This window comes from Alteromonas macleodii (assembly GCF_903772925.1).
GTDB lineage: Bacteria > Pseudomonadota > Gammaproteobacteria > Enterobacterales > Alteromonadaceae > Alteromonas > Alteromonas macleodii_A.
In genome coordinates this window covers 4,207,362-4,231,801 of record NZ_LR812090.1, presented here as the reverse complement: position 1 = coordinate 4,231,801, position 24,440 = coordinate 4,207,362, and the positions used below count along the sequence as shown (strand labels likewise).

The following is a 24,440-nucleotide window of genomic DNA, read 5'->3' as shown; positions in this document are numbered from 1 at the left end:
GGTGGTCGTACAGTAGGTGCTGGTGTTGTATCTAAGATCCTAGACTAATCTAGACTTAGCAACACAAGCCCAAAAAAGCGCACTTAGGTGCGCTTTTTTTATGCCTGCGATTTAGTTCGTGATTGTTGTGGCCTCTGAAACGCGCCGTAAACCCATCCATGGGGGCTTCACAGCAGCGTCCCTGCTGCGATCAGTTTTTGATGGGGCTTCACTCCCTCCTTGATCTGCATAGCAAAAAGTTTGAGGAGGAGGGGAGTATCACGCGGGGACCCATCCGTGCTTTTGTATTAGCGGCTTAGCACCTGCTTCCGTGCAGCCAAAAGTTCCAGATTGAACAAGTATTCCACTTTGGTAACTATTAAGCTTGTGGGGACTGTAGAAATGCGCGAGACGGTTCTATTGTTACTGCGGGAAGGTCGCTTTATATATTACAGTTATTAACAGTTATAGTGGGCTTCTCACCTCGATTAGGGTGACGATACGTAAGCTTACATACTTCGTCTTCTCCAATTTCATCATTGCTAAAGCCGCTAGTTTGTCTTTCTAGAGTAAAGATAACTTCAGGAGCCGAGCCCGTTAGTTTCCAATCGTCTTCGGTGAAGTCAGCTACGAGTTTCAAATTTGTTTGTGTTGCGTAAGGGTAGCCATAGCGTACACGAATACCTGAAGTTAGGGTGGTATCAGCGCTACCTTCAACACCCTCAAGAAGTGATTTTGCATAGACAATATCTGAAGAAGCGACTAGGGCTGATTTTAAGCCCTGTAGTGCGCCCACTTGCGCGTCTTTTTGAATGTTTAGAAGCTTAGGAGCTGCAGTAACAGCAAGTATGCCAAGCACAACAATTACTATAATTAGCTCTATTAACGTGAAGCCTTTATTTTTTATGTGCATACCTTACTGTACTTGGAAGCCTTAAATCGTTTGCGATCTAGTTTAAGTGTATACCATTGAATAAACGTTTCAATTTAGACATAAGCCTAAGTCTATTTTTAACCAAAAGTTGATATAAAAAAGCTAGGCATTTGCCTAGCTTTAGCTTTGTTAACCCTGTACCAAACGCGAATTACATTTGTTCTATTTTGTAACCTTTAGCTTCTAATAGGGCAATCACGCTGTCATCACCCACTAAATGTCCTGCACCAACTAAAACAAACTCTTGGTCTTCATCGCCGAACATAGCTTCGATTTGATGTAGCCAGTTTTGATTACGCTTGGTAAACACATCATCATAAGAGGTAGGAGATTCACGTTTGAATGTATCTACCACCAACTCATCAATTTGATCAGTGTCACCGTTTCTCCATGCTTTAATAGTGCTTTGTAGCATGTCTTTTAGCTCTGGTAAGGTTTCTAACGTTTCAGAAATAAGGCGATCTTCTTCACCCGCGCCCATGTTCGCAAGCATATTGATTTGAAAATCTAGTGATTCTAAGTATTCACTTGTTTTACCGTCACGTGCCGCCAACTGCATAAAATAGGCATCTACCCCTTGCCCGGCCATCTGAGAGCGCTGTGCTTCCATAGCAACTAGCATTGATGCAACCATACCCGGCTTAAATCGAGCTAACTGATCGGCAGTAGCTCCAAAGTTAGCTAAATAAGCATTAAGGGCCTGATAGGTTTCTTCTGATACATCATCTTTAAGTGACTTGCCTTCTGCATACGCGAGCCCTGCCATCATTTTTTGCTGGCCTTCAATGTCGGTGGGATCTGGCATTTTGACTTCGAACACTAGTGTGTCTGCCTGCTCATAGACGTCGGTAAATTCACTCGGAAGAGGAAATTCAGAAATAGGTAAAATATGGATAGTACCACCTACATATACCGCGTCTTCACCATTGGATACTTTCCAAACTGACGTTTGGCTATCATCATCGGCAATAGCGGTTGTTACTGTAGATACAGCGAGTCCTAGTGAGAACAGTAGTTTGTGTATAGAAAAGCTTTTCATCTTCATCCCTAAGGGTTATGTACTTATTAGCTAAAGCGTGCGATCTAGTATCCCTTCGCTTTTAAAAAGTCGTAATCATTTTAACGGTAGTGAGTAAATTATAAGCTAGCATAGCAAAATGCAATCTAGATATAACCTGTACTTAGTGCAGTTTTTTCAATCTACGTAAAAAAGAAGCATCTATATCTATGCGGATTGGTATTACAGCCCTTTTCATGTACTTTAACTCATAAAGAAAGCTACTCATTTACGCTAGGTGTTTATTTATTATGAAATTTACATACCTACTGATGTACGTACTTGCGTTGTTATTTACTCCTACTACATTAGCTACTACAAGCCCTATGCAAAATAATAAGCCCCCCTTACCCCAAGCAGCCAGTGAGGCGTTGATAGAAAGCATTTCAGCATTTCCCCACTTTACTAAAGAAGAAGTAATAGCGAGTACGCCTCGTACCATTGAAGAATGGAGAAACTATGTTCACGCTAGAAATAGCGAGCAAAAGAAAAAAATCAAAAAGATGAAAAAAGAGCTTAACGTGGATGTTGAGCTTATTAAATTAAATGATGTGGTAGTGCGCAAGTTGACACCTGAAACGATTACACCTGAATTTAAAGATAAGGTTTATCTTGATATTCATGGTGGTGCGTTTGTGCTTTTTGGCGGTTTGCCGAGCATCGAAGAAGGGCTGCTCGTCGCTGAAAGGTTAGGTATTGTAGTATATAGCGTTGACTATAGGATGCCGCCAACGTTTCCTTTTCCCGCTGCACTGAATGACGTAGTGGCAGTTTACAATGCTTTACACGACCAAGTTGATGAGGGAAATATATTTGTGGGAGGGACATCGGCTGGAGGTGGCTTGGTGCTGTCACTGGTACAGTCGCTCATTAAAAGTGAAACACCTTTACCGAACGCGGTTTATGCAGGTACCCCTTGGGCCGACCTTACCAAAACCAGCGATTCTCTTTTCACAAACGAGGGTATAGACAATGTGCTGGTGACTTATGATGGGCAGTTAGAAGCTGCCGCTAAGTTATACGCGGGCAAAAAAGCATTGACTGACCCTGCTATATCGCCACTTTACGGTTCATTCGAACATTTCCCTCCCACTTTCCTGGTTACAGGCACCAGAGACCTGTTTTTAAGTGATACGGTTAGGGTTAATCGCGCTATAAGGGATAGTGGAGGCGGTACGCAGTTAGAAGTTTTCGAAGGTTTGTCTCACGCTGAATATCTGATCTTTTATAAGACACCTGAGTCGGAAACGACCTATCATTTAATGAAGTCTTTTTTTCTTTCCTACTTGTGACTAGCTAAGTACGCATATCTGTAGATATGCGTACGCTATACATTTTTCAATTAAGAGCCAAAAATCACAGTTAATACGGTAACGACAGCGCCAATACCGGCAATTTTAAGCCCGTTTTTATACATTGGAAGCTTAGGTATGAACATGAGAAAAGCTGAAATCACAAAAAACAGCAAGCCCAAGCCGAAGCTAATATTTAGCCAAAACAAAGGACTGTTGTTAGTGGCTTTATGAAGCTTCACCATTTTTGAAAGTACTATGGGGTAGTCTTTCTTAGTTATTACTGCCAGTCCCGTATCTTTGTCATACTCCCCATAATTAAGCACAACTTTATCGGCATTTTCACTGGTGACTTTACTGCCTCGCATCTTAAGTAGGGGCAGCAACTCTACACCTGAAAGGTTAGCATCGTATTGCCGTGTTTGCGTTTGTTCATACTTCAATATATCGGTAGGGCGAAATATCAAAAGGATGCCGCTTAAAGCATATACACCCATAATGCCTGCGAGAAAAAAACCGAGCCAACGGTGATATTTGCGAAAAGCCATGTGGAATTTAGGTGATGCCATTGTTCTGCCTACAGATAAAAAGAGGCGTATTTATAAACGAGAATACATCTTATTTAAAGCGCTGTTTACCTGTTTGATAGAAAATTTGAGATTAACAGCGTATTTTTTCTCTTTTCCGTAGCGCTGCCTATAATCAAGAAACGCTAAGTGGTATGAAGAGTCGGAAAAAACTACGCCAGAGTTAGACTTTAGTCTTACAATGGCGCTAAACCATGGCGACAAATGGTTTAATGTTAAAAGACAGACTCGGGTTTTTAAGCTTCGATATACAGCGAAGCTTATGAGATCTTATAAAAACAATATTAGGATAATAAAATGCAGTCTATTGCCATAGTGATACTGGGCATCATTGGAATGTTGCTTGGTTGGTTCGTATATTCGAAGTTTATTGCGAACCGCATATTCAAGTTGGATGATAGTTTTGTAACCCCAGCCCATACCATGCAAGATGGTGTCGATTTTGTTCCCACCAATAAAGTAGTGTTATGGGGGCACCATTTTACCTCGGTAGCCGGCGCTGCGCCGATAGTAGGTCCCGCAATTGCCGTTTATTGGGGCTGGGTCCCCGCTGTTCTGTGGGTGGTATTTGGCACGATTTTGTTTGCTGGTGTGCACGATATGGGAGCTTTGTGGGCCAGCGCCCGCCATAAAGGGAAATCAATGGGCGCGCTCTCTGAGAGCGTTATAGGTAAACGATCCCGCTCTCTTTTCATGATAGTCATCTTCCTCGTTCTGTTGATGGTTAATGCCGTTTTCGGCGTAGTTATCGCTAATTCCTTTGTTTCTCAACCTACGGCAGTCTTTCCGGCATGGATGGCAATTGTGGTTGCGCTTATTATTGGTCAATTACTAAAACGGAACTTTAGCCTTATTCCCTTGTGTATTGTCGGTATAATCGTGCTTTACGCCTCGGTATACGCGGGTAGTTATATTCCTCTGAGCTTGCCAGAAACCATGTTTGGTCTAGCCGATAAAGCAAATTGGATTATCATTCTTTTCGTTTACGCTGCCATTGCATCATTACTACCAGTTTGGATGCTGCTACAGCCGCGTGATTTCATTAATGGTATGCAGCTATTAGTGGGCCTATTTTTACTTTACGGTGCTGTCTTCTTTGCTATGCCGGATATCACAGCGCCAGCGTTTAACACGCAAACGGCAGTAGATTCACCAAGCCTTATCCCGTTGCTGTTCGTCACCATTGCGTGTGGTGCGGTTTCTGGCTTCCACGGCATAGTGTCATCAGGTACTAGTTCCAAGCAGCTTGATAAAGAAACAGACGCACGTTTCGTAGGTTACCTTGGCGCTGTGGGCGAAGGTTCTCTTGCGCTTATTACTATTGTCGCGGTTAGCGGTGTAGCGTTCGCTGCGTCACCTGAAGAATGGCACGAAGTATATAGTCACTTAGGCGCTGGCAGTGTCGGCGCATTTATCACCGGTGGTGCGAACCTTATTCAACAGGGTTGGGGGCTGCCAGTAGATTTTTCTTCAACGATCCTCGCGGTAATGGTTGTCCTGTTTGCAGGTACCACTATGGATTCAGGTGTACGCTTACAGCGCTACATCATACAAGAATGGGGTGATATTTATTCTATCGGTGCACTGAAAAACGGCGTAGTAGCGACGCTTGTGGCGGTAGGCTGCTGTTTGCTACTCGCGTTTGGTGCAGGCGGTGCGTCAGGCAGTGGAGGCATGATCATTTGGCCGCTATTTGGTTCGACTAACCAAATCTTAGCTAGCCTGACCCTATTGGTTATATCGGTTATGTTGATAAAGCTTGGGCGTCCTGCAAGGTATACGCTTATACCCATGGTATTTGTGTTGATTATGGCTTTCTTTGCTGGCTTGATTAAGCTTAAAGAGTACTACGTAGAAGGAAACTACTTGTTAGTATTCTTAGACGCAGTAGTGCTGATAGTTTCAGTATTGGTAATGCTCGAAGCTTTCTCTGTAGTGTCTAAGCTTAAAAATGAGAAGCAACACAAGGTCACACAAGAATAAGCAGCTTAATGACTAACTGAACAACGATTTGATTTTTCATGGTTGACCTCTGAGTTTAAAAAGCACACTCACGAGACAGTCAACATTCGGCCAGTACATTTGTACTGGCCATTTTTATTCTTCTACAATCAACCTAATCAGTTTTGTTGATTTTCTGTCACACCTTATATCTGTTACTATCTGTAGTGTTTAAGACAACGTGACTTTGTCTGCAAGCAGAGCATGCCTACGAGCATTGAAGCTTAAGGCAAGGTTACAAGAGAGGCTAAGTGTCAGATATCATTTTACTAGGGCAAAACTTTCTAGCGCTGTTCATGGAATCGGCGCCATGGCTGCTATTGGGTTTACTGGTCGCAGGAGTAATGCACGAGTTAGTACCTGTGTCTTTTCTTGAAAAGCATATGGGTAGCGCATCATTTGGCTCTATTAGCAAAGCTGCTATTATCGGCGCGCCGCTACCACTTTGTTCATGTGGCGTTATTCCGGCAGCACTTGGTTTACGCCGAAGCGGCGCATCTAAGTCTTCAACGATATCTTTTTTAGTGTCCACACCAGAAACGGGTGTAGATAGTGTGTCAGTTTCCTACGCTTTGTTGGGGCCTTTGTACGCCATTGTTAGGCCTGTTGCAGCCGTGGTGAGTGCAATCTACGCTGGTTTAATGGTACGTTTTTTTGCAGAGCGCAACGAATTAACAGTGCAGAGTGAACCTGTACCTGCTTCGGCCACATCATCGTGTTGCAGCACTAAAGCAAAGCCAGAAGTTGTGAAAAAACCAGAGGATAAGACGCAATGCTGTGACAGTGACCCTACACATCAGCATGATCATAATGTGCCGCGTAAATCATCTCAGGTGGCTAAGGTATTGTCTTATGCAAGTGGCAAGCTGTTGGAAGATATTGTGGTGTGGCTACTTATTGGGTTAGCCCTCGCCGCTGCCATTAAAACTTGGGTGCCCACCGACTTTCTTACCCAGTGGGGAGATGGTGTGGTCGCTATGCTTGTTATGGCACTTATTGGTATTCCTATGTACATATGCGCTACCGCGTCTACACCGCTTGCGGTTGGCTTTTTGGCTGCAGGGTTATCTCCTGGTGCCGTGCTTGTGTTTTTAATGGCAGGCCCTGCCACTAACGTGTCTACTATGGGCATGATAAAGCAAGAGATGGGGGCGCGAACACTTGTGCTTTACTTGTTCAGCGTTATCTCGGCAAGTATAGGTTTTGGTTACGCACTAAACTACCTAGTGTCCTCGTTTTCTCTATCTTCGATGATCAAAACAGCCAGCCACGTTCATGAGCACGGCGCAGGTGTTCAAATAATCTATGGTTTATGTGCAATTTTGCTGGCGGGATTGATGTTAAGGCTGGGTGTGAAAAAGCTTCAGCAATATCGCCATAATCACGAACAGCACTCGGCATGCTGTGGTTAGGTTTAACGCTGCAGTTGCTTCTCCTCATTCAAGCGCTCGAATGTTATTTACAGAGCGCTTGTATATCCCGCTCTATTATCCATAATAGTCGCTCAACTTCTTTAAATTAAAACGCGTTTAAACCTACAGGGACGCTTGGAATAATTACATGCTTTTACTTATTGTGTACGTCTTCATTGCACTGGGCTTTTCTTTTTTGTGCTCAATCGCAGAGGCTGTAATTCTGAGCGTTTCGTCAGCGTATATCTCGGTATTGGAAAAAGACGGCAAAGCCAGCGGTGCATTACTTCGTAAACAAACCGATAATATTAATACTCCGCTATCTGCTATTTTAACGCTGAACACCATTGCCCATACCATGGGGGCTGCCGGCGCAGGTGCGCAAGCAGCGGCCGTATTCGGCGACGCCTATTTAGGTGTTATTTCAGCTGTCCTTACTCTGCTTATTCTAATTTTTTCAGAAATAATTCCAAAGACACTTGGCGCTACTTATTGGCGAACACTAGCCCCTGTAACGGCATACTTTCTCAAATACCTTTCAATCGTGCTTATGCCGTTCGTTAAAATGTCTGAGCTCATGACTAAAGGATTCAAGGAAGACAGCCCACTTCGCGGATTGAGCCGCAGCGAGCTTCACGCTATGGCTGAACTGTCAGGGCAGGAAGGGCAGTTAGCTAATCATGAAGCGGCGTTTTTGCAGAGCTTATTAAGCTTGCACGAGCTTAGAGTTAAAGATGCTATTACCCACCGAACGGCGCTATTTAAAGTATCAGAGTCGATGACGGTGGAAGCGTTTTTCCATAAACACGCCAATATTGAGTTTTCACGTATACCTGTATTTGAAGATAGTGACTCAGAGAACATTACTGGCTACGTAATGCGCTCTGACTTGTTGGTCGCGCAGGCGAGAGGTAACACTGATAAGCCGCTTTCTGAATACGCCAAAGACTTGGTCACAGTATTAAACACCATGCCTTTATCGGTAACTTTTGAGCACTTCATTAATAAGCATGTACACATGTTGTTGGTAGTAGATGAGTACGGTGGCTTAGAAGGCGTTTTAACCTTAGAAGATTTGCTTGAACGCTTATTGGGCGTAGATATTGTAGACGAAAAAGATACAACAGTGAGTATGCGTCGGTTAGCTAAGATGATGACAAAGCGTAAGGAGCAGATGATGATTAAAAATGTTCCCGATGCGTCACTTGAAAAATCATCGAGGAAAAAATAACCTATATTGTAACAAAGGCCTGAACCGTTATTAAGGATGATAGTGATGTTTAAAGCGATATTGAAAAAAGCTAAACGACGTGAAGCCCCACCATTGCTCCTACCCATGTACAAGTATAGGACTGAGCAAAAACCGCTCGCCTTTATGGTAGCTGTTTTACTCACTTCTGGTTATATGGCTGGCGCAACTGCACAAGAGTTGAGCATTCCCTGTGATGAAGTTGAAGAGAAAGCACTAGCAGAAGCCAAGGCTAACGAAGTGGAGCGGATAAGTGCATTTAAACCCGCGACCCCGTTAGAGCGTGTTGACCCTAGATATCCTTCTTCTGCAGCGAGAAAAGGCCGTGAAGGCTGGGTTAGGCTGAGCTATGTTATTGATGAAGAAGGCAGGGTGAAAGACCCTGTAGTAGAAGATTTCTTCGGAAGCCCCTCTTTCAAGCGCAGTGCACTATCAGCCGTTAAGAAGTGGCAGTATGATCCAGCAATAAAAGACGGCGAACCTACACAACAGTGTCATCAAGCTGTTCAAATGGATTTCGCATTAGTCGGAAAAACGGGCGCCACTCGTAAATTTATTAAAGCTTATAAAAACGTAGATGAAATATTTAACGCGGGAGACGTAGAGGCTGCAGACGAAGCTCTCAAAGAGCTATTAAGCTGGGACACGTTAAACCGATACGAGAATGCGTGGTTGCTGAGTCTTGACGCACAGATTGCAGGTGCTAAAGGTGACATCGAAAGAGAAGCGAGAAGCTTAACGCGGTTGCTTGCTAGCAATGGACAAAAGCGCTTTGACAATTCGGTGTTCGATGAAGACTACGTTGCTTACGTGCTTCAAAGAAAAATTCTTTTAGACACTCAGCGCGGGTATTTTGCAAATGCTTTGAAATCTTACAGCAGGCTGCAAGAAATGGATGATCAACAAAAGCGTATCGAAGAAACTTCTGCGGTAATAAATCAGGTTGAAACATTCATTGCGTCTGAAAAGAATCTTCAGGTACCTGTGAGCATGGGAGATAACGGACGTTGGTTCCACACGCTGGTAAGAAATAAGTTTGCTTTTAATAACATACAAGGCGAACTTGACACTGTGGAAGTGCGCTGTGACTCGCACCGAGAAAAGTTCACCGTAGCCGAGGCTCATGTTTGGCATATCCCACAAAGCTGGGGGCAATGTCAGGTTATGGTTAAAGGTGACAGTGAGACAAAATTTAATTTAGTCGAGGTTGCCAAAGGTTAAGCTTCTGCACAGTGAGTTTTGAAAGCCTCGTGCTTACAGCTTTGCTGTTAACGCCACTTGAAATAGGTGTTCAGTGTATTTTTCATTAGGCTGAAAAAAGCGCAAATTTTCTTGATGACCTGAATTTAGCTGCCATTCTGTCGTTATAAAGAAATGAGAGGTTACGTCGTACTTTACGCTAAAAGTAAAGGCGTACCCTCTACTTCCATTAGGGTCGTACGTAGTGTTGTCATTATCACTCACGCGATACCAGTCTATGCGTGCTGCCGCGGTTAAGTCTTTCAGTCCCATCGCATTTAAATTTAAGGCAGCGGCAACATAAGCGCTCGCAAAGTCATTATCAACGATATTTTCTCCCATTAGGGTGTCGCCATATAGAACTTGAGAAAACAGTGTCAAATCGGGGCGAGGCAGATAGCGTAGCGTTAAAGAATGAAAGCGTGTATGCCATGCGTAGATGCGGTCGGGGTCGACTGCATTTGCGTCTGCGTTGTTATCGTAATAGTAATAGCGAATTTCAGCGCTGCGCTTGTACGCCACATGCGTCCCGAAATAATAACCAAAACGATTGTCTATTTCTCTAAAAGGTTCAGTCCATGCGGGAGCATCTAGTTTTTCTTCATCGATTACACCCGGAATAGGCAGAAAATTCACTCTATCGTTGTAAAGTGACTGTCTATCGTGAAGTGCAAAGCCACGCCAAGAGAGCAGCGTTCCAGTGCTATCGTTTCCTTTAAACAAGCTGGCTAATACTTTCCAAGACCAGTTGCTTCGCACCTGTCTGCCATTTTGTCTAAAGCTAAGTTCAACGCCACCGGTTCTGAGTTCTTCGCCGATCCAGCTGTTTATGGCAGAGTTAGTGAGGAAGTGAGGCGACAGCCAAGCAATGTCTGTATTTTCAGCTGAAATAGCAGGATAAAATGCACCTACTTTTACTTCTGACTTTATAGATGAGGCGCTAAGTGGCCGATATTTTATGTAAAGCTGAGAAACGTTGAGCCGTTCTTCGCCGTCACTGTAAGCGTTTAAAGCACCAGATAATGTCCAATCGTCAAACAGACGCTGGTTGGTTGAGATAACTGCTTGAGAAAGGTGTAAGCCATCACCTTCGAATCGCTGGTGGTTTTGGCCAAAGTCTTGAAAGCTTTGTGTGTTTTCTTTCAGCGCCCAGGTTCCGCGCAACAAAAAGTCTGTTTCTGCGTAGCTTGCGATAGAGAAAACTAACGACAATAGGGCTAATGATTGAGTGACAAACCGCATCAATAGTCGCCGAAACCAGAATCGAATCCGTCATCCCTAATTATGTTTGTATTAAGTGCCCATGTTACTTGTGTATCGGCAGACACAGAAATGGACTGTGCAGGTAGCGCTTTTTCACCTTCCACCTGCGGGTGCCAAAAACGGACAGTGTACTCACCATGAGGAAGTGAAATTGAAGACTGCCCCTCATTATCAGTTTTACCAAAATAAGGAGAGTCTGAGACTACAATGTAGCCCAGCATCCAATCATGAATATTACAGCCAATATCCACAATACCTGCATTTTCAAATCGTAAAGGCTCTGCCGTAAACTCTTTATAGAGCTTTAGTTCGAATTGTTTCGTAGGTGAAAATGAATAGACGTGGTGAAACAAATTATCCGCATTAGGGAAAGTCACTTCAGTACCCGCTTTTACTACAAGCACGTGAGGTTCAAACTGTTTATCTATTTGATTCATTACGGCTGGCTTTTGGTGTGGCATTTGATGCTCATCCACCTCAAACTGGGGCTCAAATAGAAATACGCCGTTATCGACAGGCTCACCATCGCTATCATTCAGCGTGATAGAAAAGCTAGCGGTTTGAGCATTTTGTCCTAAGGCCATACTTGAACAAGCCATAAGAAAAAGGGCGGTAAAAAGTGTTTTATATTTCATTCAAGTACCAGAGCACAAAGCATAAAAAGAAAGCGTCAATTGACTTAACCATAGAATAAACCCAGCAATATACAACTGCGCTACACCTTTAGTATAAGACCTTGTTGACTAGGTGTTTATTTCGTTCGCTCTTAAGAAAACTTTTGCGATAGTACTTGTGTCAGATTGTGCTTGATTTTAATCGCGGTTAAAGCTGAGAAAACTTTCTTACCAAGTTATGGTAAACATGATGAAGTCCATCAAGCTGCCCTCGTTCAGCGGTGCCGGCGTTGACCAGTGACTGTATACTTTGGTCAAGCTGAAAAAGCGTTTCACGCATTTGCTGGTCGCTCACCATACTTTGCAGCCAGGTGATAGCGGCAATACGTTCGCCTTTAGTGACAGGCGTGACCTTGTGTAGACTTGAAGATGGATAGAGTATGGCGCTTCCGGCATCGCATTTAACTTTTTGCTCGCCAAATCCTGTCTGAATAACAAGTTCACCGCCTTCGTAGTCATCTTTATCTGTAAGAAAAATCGTCATCGACATATCGCTGCGTAAGACATCGGGCGTATTCGGAATACGCATAATGGCGGCGTCTACGTGATAGCCATAGGTTTGCGATTCGCTGTAGCGGTTAAAGCACGGCGGGAAAATACGTTGAGGAAGGGCGGCGGAGATAACTTTGGGGTGGTTACCTAATTTGCTTAGCAATTGGTTAGCCAGCTGCTGAACACGTTTGTCCTGTGCATCTGCCTGACCGTTATTTTTGACGCCTGCAGCCATACCCATCGCCGTATTTTTGCCATCAACAAAGGGAACGTCGTTAAGCTGCTGACGAAACTGCGCAACATCGCTCTTCGTCAATAAGTCATCAATAATAATCATGTTTTCAGTGCTTTTTAGAGTGTTTTTAATATAAAAAGACCTAGGCAGTTGCCTGCCTAGGTCATGCTAGCATTAAAATTCGTAGCTAACGGTACCTGTAATGTTGCGACCATCACCGATATACATGAAGGCGCCAGAACGGTAGGCTGCCGTCCAGTATTCTTCATCAAATAAATTTCCAATATTAACACGGAAAGTCAGTGAGTCTGAGTGATAGTAGTTAGCGAATAGGTTAACCACTTGATAGTCAGGAACTACGATAGAGTACTCACCGGTTTCAGCACTATAGCCCGCTGCGGTATCTGGTTGACCGCCATACATTTCCGACTGGTAGCTGTAGTCTCCACCAAAGGCAAACTTCTCATTAGGCTGATAGCGCATTTGAATGTAGAAGCTTTCGTCAGCGAAGTTGCTTAGCGCAAGACCGATATTGTCTTCGCTGTAAGACTCAAGAATTTCAGAATCCATAAATGCAGCAGACGCCTGGATGCTAAGCTTATCTGTGATATCACCGCTTAAACCAAACTCAATACCTTCTACACGGTTTTCACCTGTGTTCAATGTACCGAGCGTTGAGTAAGCATCACCGACACTTTCGTGTACGTCGCTCTTAGTGATGCGGAATAGTGCTGCGTTTGCTACAAGCTTTTCATTGAACAGTGACCACTTAGTACCTAACTCAATGTTTTCAACCTGCTCTGGATCAGCTTGAGACGCTTGCTCTGGCGTACCACAAATACCACCATAACCACAGTTAGCACCTAGATCTGATTCACCGCCGTTTATGTTCGTTGCCGTGCTATACGAAGCGTAGATGTTTCCGTTTTCGGTCACATCATAAACTAGCCCTAAATGACCGTTGTACAGTTCATCTGAGAACTCGTAAAGGTCGCTAGAGGTTTGGTTGCTATAGTCATAGCTATCTACGCGAAGACCAGCGAAAACATTAAAGTTATCGGTAAGCTCAAAGGTGTCCATTACGTATAGCGAGTAAGTTTCAATGTCGAATAGGGCATCAGCATCGCCACGGGTATAAGCTTTACCCATTAGCGAGTTGATATTATCAACCATGTTACCTTCGCCATCTAACAAGCAATAGCTTTCAGATACACCGCGGCGGCCGCTGGTTAAACAGTTCGATGGATTGGTGTAGTCCATATTGAACACGCCGTTGTCTACCGACTCGTCTGTATATTCAAAACCGAATACAAAGCGGTGATCAACGCCTGCGAAAGCCGTATCCCAGAAAAGGTTGAACTGTGTAGTCACGTAGTCAACTTCCTGCCAACCTTGGTGGTTGCTAAGCGATAGGGTGTAAGCGCCTGGCGCAGTAGGGTCTGTCGCGTCACGGTTAGTGCCTCGCATCCCTGTGGTAATATATTCGTTTTCCGTTTTACCTACACGGGTTGCGTTATAAAAACGCACGTTATCGCTAATATCATATTCAGTTCGCAAGGTGAATGTGGTTACTTCCGAGTTTTGGAAGTCTTCATCTTGTGCGTACACAGGAATATCTTCAAGCGGATAGCCTGCATCACGATCGTAATAGCTACCTAAGTCAGGAATGTCTTCTGCATTGAGGTAATACAAGTCGCCGGTGAACGACAAGCGGTCAGTAGGCTGATTCACATAAGAAAGCTGCACACCTTCGCGGTCGCGCTCGATACCCTCACGTCCAGGTTTATCTTCTGACGAGTAAAGTCCGTTTAGGCGCACCGCGCTGGTTTCACTAAGCGTTTTGTTTAGATCAACGGTTAAACGCGTGTGCTCATCGGTACCAACTGCGGCATCAACACGGCCGAAGTTATAAGCGGTAGACGCCTTTTTGGTGATAGAGTTAACCGCACCACCTGAAGAACCGCGACCGGCAAAAGTAGAGCTAGGGCCTTTTGTAATTTCAACACGCTCAGTTGCGAAGCTTTCGCGGGTTGTCATGCCTGGATCGCGAAGCCCATCAACGAATACGTCGCTACGTGCTTCATGACCACGAATAATATAGCGGTCACCAAAAGCATTACCATTCTCACCCGTACCTAAAGTTACACCTGCCTGTGCTTGCAAGATATCTCTAAGATCTGTTCTTCCGCTTTCTTGAATTTGGTCTTGAGTAAGAACGCTAATGGTTTGTGGTGTATCAACAAGGTCTGCTAAGCGACGAGGATCGCCAGATTTATTGTAGCGGTAGATAGATTGCTGTACGCCGTGAATTTTAATCAGTTCTATTGCTTCGTCAGAGACGGCTTCACATTCTGTCGAAGTTGCATCACTACACGATTCTACTTCTTCCTGAGCCATTACTGCGCCACTACCAAATGCAAGTGCCGCTGCAATGGTCTGTGCGCCCATAGTTAATTTAGTGTTTTTCATCCTGTTTCCCTTGAGTGTGTGTAAGGAGGACGAAGTCTATGAAATATGTAAATGTTTGTAAATATAAATGATAAACATTCTCATTTAATATATTTAAATAAGTTTTTAGTAACGCTTAATTTAAATATTCCTTATATTTCTGTTAGTTGTATTATTAGATTGCATATCTATTGATAAATGAAAACAGTTTAAGAAAGAGGAAAAGCTGACGCTTCGCACATAAAGGTCCTGATAACAGATAGCTTTGCCTTATCAATTTACAAGAGAGCTAGAGAGGCAAACTTACGGTAACAATGACGCCCGTGCCATCTTCCCTGTCATTTAAGAAGAGCTGACCTTTATGAAAAGTGGCTATCATGTTCGCGATATAAAGTCCTAGCCCTAAGTGAGGAGAGTTAGTCGCGTTTTGTACGTCATTTTCTTTTCTTACCGACACCATGGATTGAGTAAGCTGACTCTTCATTCCTTTGGGAAGTAGAGGCCCAGGGTTACTTACCGACAACCGAACAGATTTGTCGTTCTTTTCTAGTTTAACGGTGATTTCATCATTGTCTTTGCTGAAGTCCACAGCGTTTGACACAATTTTATCGAAAAGTTGAGCAATAAGTTCGGGTGACCCCTTAATAAGCAAACTATTGTCAGTGGAACTAAAGGTCCATTTTCTTTGCGCATACGCGTGCCGATAGCCCTGAACACATCCGTCAATCACCTTGATAATATCAAAGGTTTCTAAGTCTTCCTGCTCAATCGCTTGCTCTAATCGCGTAGCCTCGCTCATACTGTTTAATATTGTGCTTAGACGATTTACGCCTGACTGAGCTCTTTCTACAAACACCGCTTGTTGGTCAGCATCATTAACGTGAGAAAGCATGTCTAACGATGACTTCACCACAGCGATAGGTGTTCTTAGCTCATGAGACAAACGAGAGGCCATGTTCTCTAGATAAGAGTTGTATTGCTGTAAGCGTGAAAGGACGTCGGCAAATGAACGGGATAAATCGCCAATTTCATCACGTTGGTTAGATACCGGCAGTGCGCCAATAATTTTACCATTGTCATCAATGACAGCTTCGGTGTTATCACGAAGAGAACGGATACGATTTGAGATTCGCGTAGCGAATAGCAGTAGTCCTAATGTACCTATGGTCATTACTGCTAAAATAACGTGGAAAAGTTGCTCTAGGGCTCGGTTTCGCAATGTGCGAATGCCATTAGTAGTTTGTTCTACAATTACCGCCCCCATTACATTACCTTCAATAAAAATAGGGTAGGCAGCAGAAAGTACAATAGCTTTGTTATCGGGTGACAAGCGCCAAAGTGATTCAGGCTGACCATTTAACGCCGTACCTAAATCCTGCCCCACGAGTGCATAGGCATCGTCTAACTCGTCGATAAAGTCGGAAGGTGGACGGGTAAGAATTTGGTAATAAAGCGGAAGTAACCACTCACTTTCTATCCAATGCCAAACCGCATTGGATGGGGCTTCTTTTTTATCGACTTTAATGCCTGTAGCTGATTGAATATCACCAGCGCGAGCGAGCACGCGTTTGTGCTTGTCCACAACCCACACCCTTGAATCGGCATATTTCAATCCCGCCAAAATACGCTCAATTTCAGGGGAGGGTGTTATGACAGTGCCCAACTCAGCGAGCTCTTTTGTATTTGCTGTGCCTAACGCGTATTGCTTCAACCTGCTGTTCTCATCATCAACATCGACGAGTGAAAATGCTAAACCGCCTGTGGTCATAGACAGCGGAAAGCGCAATTCAACATTGTAGCCAGTGGCAGTTTCCTGCCAGCGACCCTGAATTGAAAGGGCGTTCTCTATTGCCCGTGTTGTAGACGTATTGCTAGCAAGTTTGTACGCGTTTACCCAACCACTTTCATAGGGCGCAACAACGTATCTTGCTAGTTCGCCTTGTGGGGTTTCCATGCCGATAAGTAAATGGTCGCCCGTTTCTACGCTTAAGCTATTGGGTTGCCGCCATAACAGCGCGTCATCATTGACTTCAAACATGGCATACAGAAATTGACCGTAGCGTCCCACCATATGTTTAAACGACAGGCTAGTGGGCTCGCCGGCAAAGTCGTTGTAATACTCAATGACTTCATCACTGCCATACTCGCTCATTAATTCGCTAACTTGCTGCCAGTCGTTAAGTTCGCCATCTAGCTGAATAGGATAAGGAATAGGCGGTGCGTAAAGGTCTGTACCAGGGCGTACGTCTTGAAGATAAGCTGATTGACTATCAAATAAAGCGGGTCGTTCGTGAAGTGCAGTGGCAACGGCTCGCGCCGTACCTATCATGGTTTGCTCTTGACCATTTCTAAGGTATTGCTCAAGCTCCCACACGTAGTTATAGCCCAAGTAGGGAATGGTGAATAGGAACAACGACAGCACCATAAGCTGAAGGCGGATAGAAAAGCGAAATCCCATGTGTGTAGTCGGTTGCCTCTATTTTTTACTGATGATACACAGCGTTAAACCTACGTACTTTAAAGCTGCCAGCGATACCCCATACCGTACACGGTATCGATATGATCAAAGTTTGCGTCAAGCTGCACAAATTTCTTGCGCATACGTTTTATGTGAGACGTAATGGTGGTGTCGTCTACTACCATTCTCGACTCATCCATAAGCTGTTGACGGCTTTTTACATGACCTGGTCGCTTGATGAGTGCGTGCAGCATCCAGAACTCTGTTACCGTCAGTAAAACAGGTTGGTTTTGCCAGCTTACCGTCATTCTCGATACGTCTACTTTCAAGTCACCTACTTTTAGTTCATCTTTTTGCTCTGTGGGGGCAGCAAGTAAATCAGTACGTCTAAACAGTGCGGCAATTCGGGCTAGCAGATGGGCCATGCTGATATCTTTAGTTAGGTAATCATCCGCGCCCATTCTAAGGCCACTAATAGTATCGACATCGTTATCCCGCGCAGTAAAAAAGATAATGGGAAGGGTTTGAGAAAGACCTCGCAGTTGCTGGCACAGCATAAAGCCACCTTCTATTTCATCTTTCAAACCAATATCAATAATGGCTAAGTCGGGTAGGGTGTGGTTAAACGCTTCGGCCGCAGATGGTCTGTCTTCATAGGCATTTACGCTATAGCCCTGCGCTTTAAGCGCCATAATGTAGTTTTCGCGAATGGCCGCATCATCTTCCACTAATGCAATTGTCTTTGGCATACATTAACCCACAATTATAATTCTAATAGAACGCACACTATACCTATGAACAAAAGCTATTGCCTAAGTTCGACATAAAATCCTCAAACTTGCCTCATTTGCGCCATATTTGAGAAGCGTTGAGCGAAATTTTTATTAATAGAGCATTCTACAACGCGAGTTTCTATCTGGCTTAGCGTTCTATTGTACTGTCTGTATGGACTGGTATTAAACCATCATTACATTTCCACAATTAGGCGCCTTTTCTGCCATTTGTACCGTGTTAAATAAATATCGTCTGTCGAACACAGTGCGCATCGCTTCAAAAAAGGCTTCTATACCTAGTCTGTTTTAGCAATTGCAATGTGGTTAAAGCAGACTGTGCTGTTGACGTCTCTTTTATTCTCAAGAGAGTGGCAAACAGTACCGTGGAAGCGGTAAGGCTGAACTTCTACGTAAATATTTCTATTGGCTTATAGCTACCCTTTGCGTTGCGTGCTCTCCCAACGGTACGCAGCGCTTTTTTATTAGGGTTGAAAAAAGGTCTTTTCGCACTCATTTTCTAACTGTTTAAAGCAACCACTAAACGCGAGTGTATTCATTTAATAGCATGAACTAGGTTACACTTCGTTGGCTATATATTGTTAGCGACAGATAACTACATCTCACTAAAGTTGGTTAGGGCGTACTGACCTTTAGCTTTTATCAAAGGTCAGTATGTCTTAGTAGTCACACTCTCACTACGGGCAAATCATGAAAGCGTTGGACATTAAAGGGTTAACCAAAACCTACAAAGGTGGCGTACAGGCACTAAAAGGCGTCGACCTTACAGTACAAGAAGGAGACTTCTTTGCATTACTTGGCCCTAATGGGGCGGGTAAATCTACCACCATTGGCATTATAAGCTCACTTGTTAATCAAACTAACGGTAGCGTTTCGGTGTTTGGTTATGATCTCACAACGCAAAAAGAACAAGCTAAAGCCTGCATTGGTCTGGTACCACAAGAGTTCAACTTCAACCAGTTTGAGACCGTACTACAAATTGTGCTTAACCAAGCTGGGTACTATGGCGTACCGCGTAGTGTTGCGAAAGAACGCGCTAAAAAATACCTTGCTCAACTGGATCTATGGGAAAAGCGCGATGCCCGCGCCCGCGAGTTATCAGGTGGTATGAAACGCCGCTTAATGATTGCTCGTGCGTTAATGCATGAACCAAAGCTACTTATTCTAGATGAACCAACTGCAGGCGTAGATATTGAAATTCGCCGCTCTATGTGGGGCTTTTTAGAAGAAATAAATCGTCAGGGTATTACCATTATCCTCACCACCCACTACCTTGAAGAAGCAGAGATGCTGTGCCGCAATATCGCCATTATTAACAAGGGCACCATTGTAGAGAACACCAGCATGAAGGCGCTGCTGTCTAAGCTTAATGTAGAAACCTTTGTGTTAGATATTAAAGCCGCAAATGGCGTATCGACCACAGACAACTTGCTAACCGGTTTCGAGCACCGCTTGATTGACGACCACACCCTTGAAGTTGATGTAGAGAAGACCGAAGGACTAAACCCAGTTTTCACGCAACTCAGTGAAAAGGGCGTTCAAGTAATGAGTATGCGCAACAAATCAAATCGCCTGGAAGAATTGTTTGTGCGTTTAGTTGAATCAGCGAAACAAGCTAGCTAAACCCATAGCAGGTAAAGGTTAAGAACATGAAAACTGAAAGTACACAAATGAACACAGAAGAAAACGTGGGTTGGTTTAAACAAAACTATGTAGCGCTAACCACGATTTGGATAAAAGAATGCACGCGCTTTTTGCGCATATGGGTACAAACCCTAGTGCCACCTGCTATTACAATGAGCCTTTATTTCGTTATATTCGGTAGCCTTATCGGTAACCGTATTGGCGAAATGGGGGGCTTTACCTACATGGAGTTTATTGTACCGGGTCTCATTATGATGTCGGTGATCACAAACTCTTACGCCAATGTGTCGTCTTCATTTTTTAGCGCAAAGTTCCAGCGTAATATCGAAGAGCTATTGGTATCGCCTGTACCCACCTCGGTCATCATTCTTGGCTATGTGGGCGGCGGTGTAGCACGCGCTATTCTCATAGGAATAATCGTTACCTTGGTGTCGCTATTTTTCGTTGACGTACAAATACATAATTTAGGCATTATTGCGCTGACGTTATTGCTCACCTCTACGTTGTTTGCTACAGCAGGCCTGATTAACGCAGTGTTTGCCAAAACCTTTGATGATATCAGCGTGGTGCCAACGTTTGTTTTAACGCCGTTAACTTATCTAGGCGGCGTGTTTTATTCACTTACGCTATTGCCTGAATTCTGGCAATGGGTGAGTAAAGCGAACCCTGTTGTATATATGGTGAACGGGTTTCGATACGGCTTCTTAGGTGTATCTGACGTAAACGTGACACTGTCGCTGACTTTGTTAGTGGGCTTCAACGCGTTGCTGTTTAGCGTGGCGTACTACTTACTTAAAACCGGTCAAGGTATTCGTAGCTAATGGCAAGCGGTAACTCTAGAGAAATCACCACCTCGCAGGTGGGTATTCACGATAAGTTAGACGACTTAGTAAAAAAGTACCAAGTCAGTGAAAACAAGCGACCGATTAGCGAGCATACGCAAGCCGCCTTTGATGAAGTAAGTGCCTGGCTTGATGCCGATAATGGCTTCAATGGAGAGGTTATTTTAGACTCTTGCTGTGGTGTAGGCGAAAGTACGGCCAACATAGCACGAGCTAACCCCGATGCCCGTGTTATCGGCATTGATAAATCGGCCCTGCGGGTCGACAAGCATGAGCATTACAGCGCGCAGCAGGACAACTATCGGGTGATCCGTGCTGATGTGAATGACTTTTGGCGCTTGGTAAAACAGTCTAATTGGAAGGTGACGCAGCACTTTTTGCTTTACCCTAACCCGTACCCCAAAAAGACCCAAGTTCAAAAGCGTTGGCACGGCAGCGCGGCCATGGTGGATTTGATGGCGATCACCCCTAACATAGAGGTGCGAAGCAACTGGCTTATCTACCTAATGGAATTTGCGCAAGCGGCTAAACACTACGGCATGGTGTCAGACTTATCTGAAGTCACCGGCGACAATCACATGACGCCGTTTGAACGAAAGTACCGAGGTAGTGGACAGTCCTGTTGGAAGCTAAATTGTCGCAGCGAAGAAAGTTAATAAGGCTTTGAATATCTGAGCGGCAGCTTACTTTGAATAAAAGGGCGGGGAGCTTACTTTAATACCTCGCCCTTTTTCGTTTGCCCTTCTTCTTCTAAAATGCCAAATGGCTAGCCTATTAATGCCGTGCTGTGGCAGAGCGCACGTTCGCTAAAGGCGGGCTGAATACATAGCCCTGTGCATAGCGAATGGGCAGGCGCTTTACGCGTTCTAAATGCGCTTCATCTTCAACGTGTTCAGCTATCGTGCTTACGCTATGTCGTTCACACAGCGACAATAAATAGTCCACATACTCTCTTACCGCCTCTTGTTCATCGTAATGTTTGATTAGCCCGCCTGCTAGCTTTATGCCTCGAACTGGCAGGTTCATCAAAGCCCGGATATTTCCAGGGCAAGAGCCTACATTGTCAATGAAAACGCCAAGCCCGGCATGCATACTTTTTTCTATAAAGGCGGTTAAGTTTTTAGGGTTGGACAGTGCTGTAGACGCACTAACTTCAATGCTCACTCGCTCGGGCGCAGGGTAACTCGCTAAATGGGTTATAAGTGTGTTGGTGAGCTCCTGGTTATATAAATCTTTGGCACTAATATTAATATTCCAAGGAATATTCACATCGTGAAAGTAACTCGCACATTGCACGAACATACTTGCTGCAAGTGAATTTACATGCTGGTCACGTTCGATAAGATAAAGAAATTCGCTGGGCAGAAATGTTTTATCCCCTCGCGTAATTAGGCGTGCCAAGCATTCGTATCGCCACACTCCTTGGCTATTTAAGTCAACGATGGGTTGAAAGTAGGGGACAATATCTTCTATGGAGAAATCCTCGGATATTTCGCGTATGGGCATAAACCGACCTCCTTGCAATAATGTATCTAATAGTGACTGATACGTCGCTGACACCTGCACTTAACAGCTATAGCAGACTGCACATCCGCACTATTCATAAATTAAATATAGTTGAGAGTGCAAAATTTTGCGGTACTAATTTGAAAGAAGTATGGTTTATCCTTGCAGGTCACATCACTAGGCAGCTAAAGGTATAGTGTGTCCGTCATGTCCATGAAAATTGACTAACTAGTCTGAATGTTTCACATAAGACAGTGAATTGGCGGTCTCTACCTCTTGGCGAGCATTGCAAACTGATGTAAAGTGCCACACCCTGAAAGTATTGTGATAAGTTTCAGGTTTGGCAACGAATGGACCGCGTCAACGCGCATTAGCCTAGCCGATATCTCGTTTTTATGTAGCAACGAGGTATAGGGGTTAAATAGCTGCTGTTTAAGAAGCATGCTAAATGGCTAAAAGGAAAAGTAAGTGTCAGGCCGGTATCCTACAAAACCGCCTGTTTATTTCGCCCAATAAATGTAAGCGAAATGTGTGATTGTTTAAAGTATGAGGTGTGTTGAGTGGGTGAAGCGCAAGTTAGTTTAGAGCACCTGTTTAGGGTCTTTACCAAACCTGAACACAAAGACTCAAAGCTGGCTCAAATAGAGCAGCATTTATCTGACAATATCTTAGATTTTTTGTCACAGCATGTAGTGACAAAAAAAACGTCGTTAGAAGAAATTGAAAAAGATTTTTCAGACTCCAAAGTGCCTGAGTCACCTGAGTTTGTGTCCACTCACGCTGAAAGCTTACTTGATAAGCTCGTTGCGCACTCTGTAAATACTTACTCGCCTACTTTTATTGGTCACATGACCTCTGCGCTGCCTTATTTCCATCTACCGCTTTCTAAGCTAATGGTAGGGCTTAACCAGAACCTAGTTAAAATAGAGACCTCTAAAGCGTTTACGCCCCTAGAACGTCAAGTGCTGGGTATGATGCACAACCTTGTCTACGACCAGCCTCAAGGTTTTTATGATGAGCACTTGCATAGTGCAGCTCACTCATTAGGCGCATTCTGTTCAGGCGGTACTATCGCTAATATCACTGCTTTGTGGGTAGCTCGTAATAAATTGCTCGGCCCACAAAAAGGCTTTTCAGGCGTAGCTAAAGCTGGTCTCGCCGCTGCTTATCGTCACTACGATATTAATAACTTAGGGGTGATGTGCAGTAAACGCGGCCACTACTCATTATCAAAAGCAGTAGACGTACTAGGTTTAGGTCGCGAGCAGCTGTTAACGGTAGCTGCGCCGAAACAAACCTTAGATCCAGCGAAAGCCCTTCGCATTGGTAAACGTTATCAAGAAGAGGGGAATAAGCTTCTTGCTATCGTTGGTGTGGGCGGTACCACTGAGACCGGTCACGTCGACCCGCTGGATGAACTTGCTGACGTTGCAAAAGAGCTGGGCTGCTGGTTCCACGTAGACGCAGCTTGGGGCGGCGCTACCCTATTTTCAGCGCGTTATCGCGACCGATTAAAGGGTATTGAGCGTGCAGACTCAGTCACCATTGATGCCCACAAGCAAATGTACGTGCCGATGGGCGCGGGCATGGCACTTTTTAAAGACCCACAAAATGCCAACGCGGTTAGACACCATGCTCAGTATATACTGCGTGCAGGCTCTAAAGATTTAGGCGCTACCACGCTAGAGGGCTCCCGTAACGGTATGGCTATGATGGTGTACTCGGCGCTGCATATATTTGGTCGCAAAGGTTACGAACTCCTTATTGATCGCAGTATCGATAAAGCCAAAGACTTTTCACAAATGATAGATAAGGCGAGTGACTTTGAATTAACTACTACGCCAACGTTATCGCTATTAACGTATCGAGTGTGCCCTGAAGAGGTACAAGAAAAGTTAAAGCACGCTAACGCCCAAACGCGCAATGCGATTAACCAGAAAGTTGACGCGCTTGTTGTCGCAGTACAAAAGCAACAGCGTGAAGCTGGTAAGTCATTCGTATCTCGTACTCGTTTAGAAGCGCCAGATTACCCGTCTCAGTGTATTACCGTATTTCGGGTGGTGTTAGCCAACCCGTTAACGAGCCATAATGATTTGGCCGCTATTTTGGCTGAGCAGCATCTTATTGCGAAAGAAACACAAGCGTGGAAGGACCTTATGGAGTTTGTTAGCGAAACAGAAACTCTAGCTTCTTAGGTGAAGCATCTTAAGTGCTAGCCTCTAAGATGTTAGCTTTTTAAATTCGAGTAGTTTCTAGGCTAACGAAAAAGCTAACGTTTCAAAACGAACAAACAAAAACGCCCGGTGCTGGCTCTGTTTAAGAGTGTTGCATCGGGCG

19 protein-coding genes are annotated in these 24,440 nt (G+C 44.3%); 9 read left to right on the top strand and 10 right to left on the bottom strand.

Translation table 11 applies throughout. From position 1 onward, the window contains the following. Positions 1 to 421: 421 nt before the first annotated feature. Complete coding sequence (locus PCAR9_RS20200; protein ID WP_179984803.1) at positions 422 to 892, bottom strand: type II secretion system protein; 471 nt, start codon at positions 890 to 892, stop codon at positions 422 to 424. A gap of 172 nt (positions 893 to 1,064) precedes the next feature. Beyond that, entirely contained in the window at positions 1,065 to 1,952 is an 888-nt protein-coding gene (locus PCAR9_RS18080; protein WP_179984802.1) for a TraB/GumN family protein, read from the bottom strand. Positions 1,953 to 2,221: 269 nt separating this feature from the next. Between PCAR9_RS18080 and PCAR9_RS18075 the strand changes: the two genes are divergently transcribed. After that, complete coding sequence (locus tag PCAR9_RS18075; RefSeq protein ID WP_179984801.1) at positions 2,222 to 3,262, top strand: alpha/beta hydrolase; 1,041 nt, start codon at positions 2,222 to 2,224, stop codon at positions 3,260 to 3,262. Between the two features lie 50 nt (positions 3,263 to 3,312). Here the strand turns inward: PCAR9_RS18075 and PCAR9_RS18070 are convergent, their stop codons facing one another. Beyond that, positions 3,313 to 3,831 (bottom strand): hypothetical protein, encoded by a 519-nt coding sequence (locus PCAR9_RS18070; RefSeq protein WP_179984800.1) that lies wholly within the window; start codon positions 3,829 to 3,831, stop codon positions 3,313 to 3,315. A gap of 315 nt (positions 3,832 to 4,146) precedes the next feature. Here PCAR9_RS18070 and PCAR9_RS18065 point away from each other — a divergent pair, with 315 nt between their 5' ends. The 4 genes from PCAR9_RS18065 to PCAR9_RS18050 all read left to right on the top strand — a co-directional run bounded on the left by PCAR9_RS18065 (position 4,147) and on the right by PCAR9_RS18050 (position 9,732). Then, entirely contained in the window at positions 4,147 to 5,832 is a 1,686-nt protein-coding gene (locus PCAR9_RS18065) for a carbon starvation CstA family protein (RefSeq protein WP_179984799.1), read from the top strand. A gap of 269 nt (positions 5,833 to 6,101) precedes the next feature. Then, a complete protein-coding gene (locus PCAR9_RS18060; protein ID WP_179984798.1) occupies positions 6,102 to 7,262 on the top strand; it encodes an SO_0444 family Cu/Zn efflux transporter in 1,161 nt (386 codons plus the stop codon). A gap of 148 nt (positions 7,263 to 7,410) precedes the next feature. Continuing rightward, positions 7,411 to 8,493 (top strand): CNNM domain-containing protein, encoded by a 1,083-nt coding sequence (locus PCAR9_RS18055; RefSeq protein ID WP_179984797.1) that lies wholly within the window; start codon positions 7,411 to 7,413, stop codon positions 8,491 to 8,493. A 45-nt stretch (positions 8,494 to 8,538) separates the two neighbouring features. Continuing rightward, positions 8,539 to 9,732, top strand: coding sequence for an energy transducer TonB (locus tag PCAR9_RS18050; RefSeq protein WP_179984796.1), 1,194 nt, complete (start codon positions 8,539 to 8,541; stop codon positions 9,730 to 9,732). A 33-nt stretch (positions 9,733 to 9,765) separates the two neighbouring features. Here PCAR9_RS18050 and PCAR9_RS18045 read toward each other — a convergent pair whose 3' ends face one another. From PCAR9_RS18045 to pdsR, 6 genes are all read right to left on the bottom strand, one after another. After that, complete coding sequence (locus tag PCAR9_RS18045) at positions 9,766 to 10,992, bottom strand: outer membrane beta-barrel protein (protein ID WP_179984795.1); 1,227 nt, start codon at positions 10,990 to 10,992, stop codon at positions 9,766 to 9,768. Beyond that, complete coding sequence (locus PCAR9_RS18040) at positions 10,992 to 11,648, bottom strand: methylamine utilization protein (protein ID WP_179984794.1); 657 nt, start codon at positions 11,646 to 11,648, stop codon at positions 10,992 to 10,994. The genes PCAR9_RS18045 and PCAR9_RS18040 overlap by 1 nt, the downstream gene beginning before the upstream one ends. A gap of 187 nt (positions 11,649 to 11,835) precedes the next feature. Continuing rightward, a complete protein-coding gene (locus PCAR9_RS18035; protein WP_179984793.1) occupies positions 11,836 to 12,516 on the bottom strand; it encodes a Fe2+-dependent dioxygenase in 681 nt (226 codons plus the stop codon). Between the two features lie 72 nt (positions 12,517 to 12,588). Continuing rightward, complete coding sequence (locus PCAR9_RS18030) at positions 12,589 to 14,883, bottom strand: TonB-dependent receptor (protein ID WP_179984792.1); 2,295 nt, start codon at positions 14,881 to 14,883, stop codon at positions 12,589 to 12,591. A gap of 268 nt (positions 14,884 to 15,151) precedes the next feature. Then, positions 15,152 to 17,320, bottom strand: coding sequence for a proteobacterial dedicated sortase system histidine kinase (gene pdsS / locus PCAR9_RS18025; protein WP_179984791.1), 2,169 nt, complete (start codon positions 17,318 to 17,320; stop codon positions 15,152 to 15,154). 59 nt (positions 17,321 to 17,379) lie between these two features. Next, a complete protein-coding gene (pdsR, locus tag PCAR9_RS18020; RefSeq protein ID WP_179984790.1) occupies positions 17,380 to 18,069 on the bottom strand; it encodes a proteobacterial dedicated sortase system response regulator in 690 nt (229 codons plus the stop codon). Between the two features lie 732 nt (positions 18,070 to 18,801). On the opposite strand from pdsR, the gene PCAR9_RS18015 reads away from it, so the two are divergent. From PCAR9_RS18015 to trmB, 3 genes are read left to right on the top strand one after another with little or no spacing between them, the layout of a single operon-like run. Further along, complete coding sequence (locus PCAR9_RS18015; RefSeq protein ID WP_179984789.1) at positions 18,802 to 19,734, top strand: ABC transporter ATP-binding protein; 933 nt, start codon at positions 18,802 to 18,804, stop codon at positions 19,732 to 19,734. Between the two features lie 26 nt (positions 19,735 to 19,760). Continuing rightward, positions 19,761 to 20,576 carry an ABC transporter permease gene (locus tag PCAR9_RS18010; protein ID WP_179984788.1) on the top strand — a complete coding sequence of 272 codons (816 nt, stop codon included), beginning with the start codon at positions 19,761 to 19,763 and terminating at the stop codon, positions 20,574 to 20,576. Continuing rightward, entirely contained in the window at positions 20,576 to 21,253 is a 678-nt protein-coding gene (gene trmB, locus PCAR9_RS18005; RefSeq protein WP_179984787.1) for a tRNA (guanine(46)-N(7))-methyltransferase TrmB, read from the top strand. Before PCAR9_RS18010 ends, trmB begins: the two co-directional genes overlap by 1 nt. 118 nt (positions 21,254 to 21,371) lie before the next feature. On the opposite strand, the gene PCAR9_RS18000 is transcribed toward trmB, so the two are convergent. Beyond that, on the bottom strand, positions 21,372 to 22,103 hold the full coding sequence (locus PCAR9_RS18000) for an EAL domain-containing protein (RefSeq protein WP_179984786.1): 732 nt from the start codon (positions 22,101 to 22,103) through the stop codon (positions 21,372 to 21,374). 560 nt (positions 22,104 to 22,663) lie between these two features. Between PCAR9_RS18000 and panP the strand changes: the two genes are divergently transcribed. Continuing rightward, a complete protein-coding gene (gene panP / locus PCAR9_RS17995; RefSeq protein WP_179984785.1) occupies positions 22,664 to 24,298 on the top strand; it encodes a pyridoxal-dependent aspartate 1-decarboxylase PanP in 1,635 nt (544 codons plus the stop codon). Positions 24,299 to 24,440: the final 142 nt, after the last annotated feature.

Bases quoted from the DNA above. Each gene is read 5' to 3' on its own strand.
- PCAR9_RS20200 (WP_179984803.1), bottom strand. From the start codon at position 892: ATGCACATAAAAAATAAAGGCTTCACGTTAATAGAGCTAATTATAGTA.
- PCAR9_RS18080 (WP_179984802.1), bottom strand. From the start codon at position 1,952: ATGAAAAGCTTTTCTATACACAAACTACTGTTCTCACTAGGACTCGCT.
- PCAR9_RS18075 (WP_179984801.1), top strand. From the start codon at position 2,222: ATGAAATTTACATACCTACTGATGTACGTACTTGCGTTGTTATTTACT.
- PCAR9_RS18070 (WP_179984800.1), bottom strand. From the start codon at position 3,831: ATGGCATCACCTAAATTCCACATGGCTTTTCGCAAATATCACCGTTGG.
- PCAR9_RS18065 (WP_179984799.1), top strand. From the start codon at position 4,147: ATGCAGTCTATTGCCATAGTGATACTGGGCATCATTGGAATGTTGCTT.
- PCAR9_RS18055 (WP_179984797.1), top strand. From the start codon at position 7,411: ATGCTTTTACTTATTGTGTACGTCTTCATTGCACTGGGCTTTTCTTTT.
- PCAR9_RS18050 (WP_179984796.1), top strand. From the start codon at position 8,539: ATGTTTAAAGCGATATTGAAAAAAGCTAAACGACGTGAAGCCCCACCA.
- PCAR9_RS18045 (WP_179984795.1), bottom strand. From the start codon at position 10,992: ATGCGGTTTGTCACTCAATCATTAGCCCTATTGTCGTTAGTTTTCTCT.
- PCAR9_RS18040 (WP_179984794.1), bottom strand. From the start codon at position 11,648: ATGAAATATAAAACACTTTTTACCGCCCTTTTTCTTATGGCTTGTTCA.
- PCAR9_RS18035 (WP_179984793.1), bottom strand. From the start codon at position 12,516: ATGATTATTATTGATGACTTATTGACGAAGAGCGATGTTGCGCAGTTT.
- PCAR9_RS18030 (WP_179984792.1), bottom strand. From the start codon at position 14,883: ATGAAAAACACTAAATTAACTATGGGCGCACAGACCATTGCAGCGGCA.
- pdsS (WP_179984791.1), bottom strand. From the start codon at position 17,320: ATGGGATTTCGCTTTTCTATCCGCCTTCAGCTTATGGTGCTGTCGTTG.
- pdsR (WP_179984790.1), bottom strand. From the start codon at position 18,069: ATGCCAAAGACAATTGCATTAGTGGAAGATGATGCGGCCATTCGCGAA.
- PCAR9_RS18015 (WP_179984789.1), top strand. From the start codon at position 18,802: ATGAAAGCGTTGGACATTAAAGGGTTAACCAAAACCTACAAAGGTGGC.
- PCAR9_RS18010 (WP_179984788.1), top strand. From the start codon at position 19,761: ATGAAAACTGAAAGTACACAAATGAACACAGAAGAAAACGTGGGTTGG.
- trmB (WP_179984787.1), top strand. From the start codon at position 20,576: ATGGCAAGCGGTAACTCTAGAGAAATCACCACCTCGCAGGTGGGTATT.
- PCAR9_RS18000 (WP_179984786.1), bottom strand. From the start codon at position 22,103: ATGCCCATACGCGAAATATCCGAGGATTTCTCCATAGAAGATATTGTC.